Source organism: Microcystis sp. M53598_WE2 (genome assembly GCF_030067735.1).
In the GTDB taxonomy this organism is placed as follows: Bacteria; Cyanobacteriota; Cyanobacteriia; order Cyanobacteriales; family Microcystaceae; genus Microcystis; species Microcystis aeruginosa.
Window position 1 is genome coordinate 1 of record NZ_JASJFE010000619.1, and the last position, 2,402, is coordinate 2,402.

Consider the following 2,402-nt stretch of genomic DNA (forward strand, 5'->3'; position numbering starts at 1 on the left):
ACTCTTACAATTAATAGAGACGATTCTCGTTTATAAGTTACCGCTTCTCAATCGTCGGGAGATAGAAACTATGTTTAGTTTAGATGAATTAAAACAAACTCAGTATTTTCAAGATGTGCGCGAAGAAGCGCGTCAGGAAGGTCGTCAGGAAGGCATTGAGCAAGGCATTGAGCAAGGCATTGAGCAAGGCAGACTAAACAAAGCACTAGAGGCTGTCCCTCGTTTGTTAGCCTTAGGGTTAAGCGTTGAGCAAGTCGCATCTGCGTTAGAGTTAGAGGTTAAACAGGTTAGAGCTATACAAAACGGGACATAATCTCCTTATGTCCTCATGTCTAGGATGTCCTGTTATACTAAATCCTGTTTGATTTGATTGATTCAAGCTAATGTTATGGCTAATACTGGGAAAAGTTAAGATTTATACCCCATAGATGAGCGATTAAAAGCAATAATCTCCGCCATTCTACCCCCCCGAATTTGTCAAGTATTCTCCGTTTTTTATTGATGAATACGGAAAAAGCCCATCAGGGAGAGACTGGAAGGGTTAGAAAGTTGAGATTTAACGAGTCCGTTGATGCGGTCTAAGAGCAAGCGCGGATGAAGAAATAAATGGCCATCAGTAGCAGAAAAATATAAAAAGTAATCCGCACCAATCGATCCGGTAATTTCGGTAAAAAACGAGTGGTTACTTGTACACCTAGGGAACCACCGATACCTAAAATAATCCCTTGTAGATAAAGAATATGACCGGCTTGGGCATGAGCGAAACAGGCGGCGATCGAATTGAGTAAAACCACACCTAAACTGGTGACAATGGCGATTTTGATCTTTTCTGCCAAAAAAATCATTTGTAGTGGCACCATGATCGCCCCACCGCCAATTCCGAAAATACCGGCTAGAAATCCAGCGATTCCTCCGGTTAGCAGACAGGCTAGATTAGGATGCAATCTAATGGCAGAAACTGACTCTTTTTGGCTTAAATTTTGCTTGAGATTGGTTAAATAGATATTGAGCAGTAAAAAACAACCAAAAGCCGCTTCTAGGAGGTGTTTGGGGCTATATTTGACCAGATAGACCCCGATAAATGCCGTAAAAATCCCGGGTAAACCTAAGAGGAGAACTCGCTGCCATTTCAGGGAACCTAATCGCCAATTTTGGATCGTACCCCCTAGGGAAGTGAAAACGATCGCTAAACTGCTGGTAGCCACCGATTCCCCGTAACTGTAGCCCAAATTTAACAGGATCGCCACGGAGATAGTGCCACCCCCAATACCGAATAAACCCGCTAATAAGCCCGAAAAAACGCCTGTTATCAGTAAAATCAAGTAATTGTCTGCCATTATCTTCGGTTCATGGCCTTGAAGGGTCTGAATTTGCTATTATACATAGGACTTACTGAAAAAGTAAGGGCGAAGCATTCGGATAGAAAATCTACGGTTTCAGCGATAGTTTATGCCCGAATGCTTCGCCCCTACAGGACTTGCACCTGTTTCGCAAAACCAGCCACTAAAACCCTTACCTCGTCTATATTTCACATTTATTCAGCAACTCCTAATTACATAACCTTTATCCCGGCACTGCTGAGAAACTTACCTATGACTAAAAGAGCTTTACTACTAATTAATCGTCACTCGCGCAAGGGTAAAGAAAACTTTGCTCAAACTGTCGAGCTGCTCAATCATTGGGATTTTGAAATTATCAGCGTCCCTTTGAAAAAGGTAGAAGATATACCTTTTTTGATGGAAAAATATCGCTCTAATATTGATTTAGTTATCGTCGGTGGTGGCGATGGGACTCTTAATGCTATGGTGGATGTGTTGGTGGAAACTCAACTGCCTTTAGGCATTATACCTTTGGGAACGGCTAATGATTTAGCCCGGACTTTAGGGATACCGAATTCTATTGCCGAAGCCTGTCGAATTATTGCGGAAGGTAATTTAAAATATATCGATCTAGGTTGGGTAAATAATAAATACTTTTTCAACGTGGCTAGTTTAGGATTAAGTGTGAAAATTACCCAAAAACTGAACAAGGGTTTAAAGCGACGTTTGGGGATTTTGGCCTACGCTTGGACAGCCCTACAGTTATTAAGTAAAACTCGTCCTTTTACCGCTATGATCGGTATTGATGGCCAAAATATCAAAGTTAAAACCCTACAAATAGCGATCGGAAATGGTCGTTATTATGGGGGAGGAATGCCGATCGCTCATGATGCCCAAATCGACGATCAAAGATTAGATTTATATAGCCTAGAAATTGAACACTGGTGGCAAATTTTCCCGCTTTTATGGACATTACCGCGAGGACAACAGGGTTTATTATCTTGGGTGAGAACTCTTAACGGCAAAGAAATTCAAATTCAGACTCGTAAACCCCATAGTATTAACACCGATGGCGAAATTACT

General features: G+C 41.6%; 3 protein-coding genes. 2 read left to right on the plus strand and 1 reads right to left on the minus strand.

The genetic code is table 11. The features are described from left to right. Window positions 1-313: Rpn family recombination-promoting nuclease/putative transposase (locus PX636_RS12585; protein ID WP_288117441.1), on the plus strand; the 313-nt coding region annotated here is incomplete at its 5' end. Window positions 314-578: 265 nt separating this feature from the next. On the opposite strand, the gene PX636_RS12590 is transcribed toward PX636_RS12585, so the two are convergent. Continuing rightward, complete coding sequence (locus PX636_RS12590) at window positions 579-1,337, minus strand: sulfite exporter TauE/SafE family protein (protein ID WP_012267955.1); 759 nt, start codon at window positions 1,335-1,337, stop codon at window positions 579-581. A gap of 255 nt (window positions 1,338-1,592) precedes the next feature. Between PX636_RS12590 and PX636_RS12595 the strand changes: the two genes are divergently transcribed. Continuing rightward, on the plus strand, window positions 1,593-2,402 hold an 810-nt coding region (locus PX636_RS12595; RefSeq protein ID WP_288117443.1), incomplete at its 3' end, for a lipid kinase.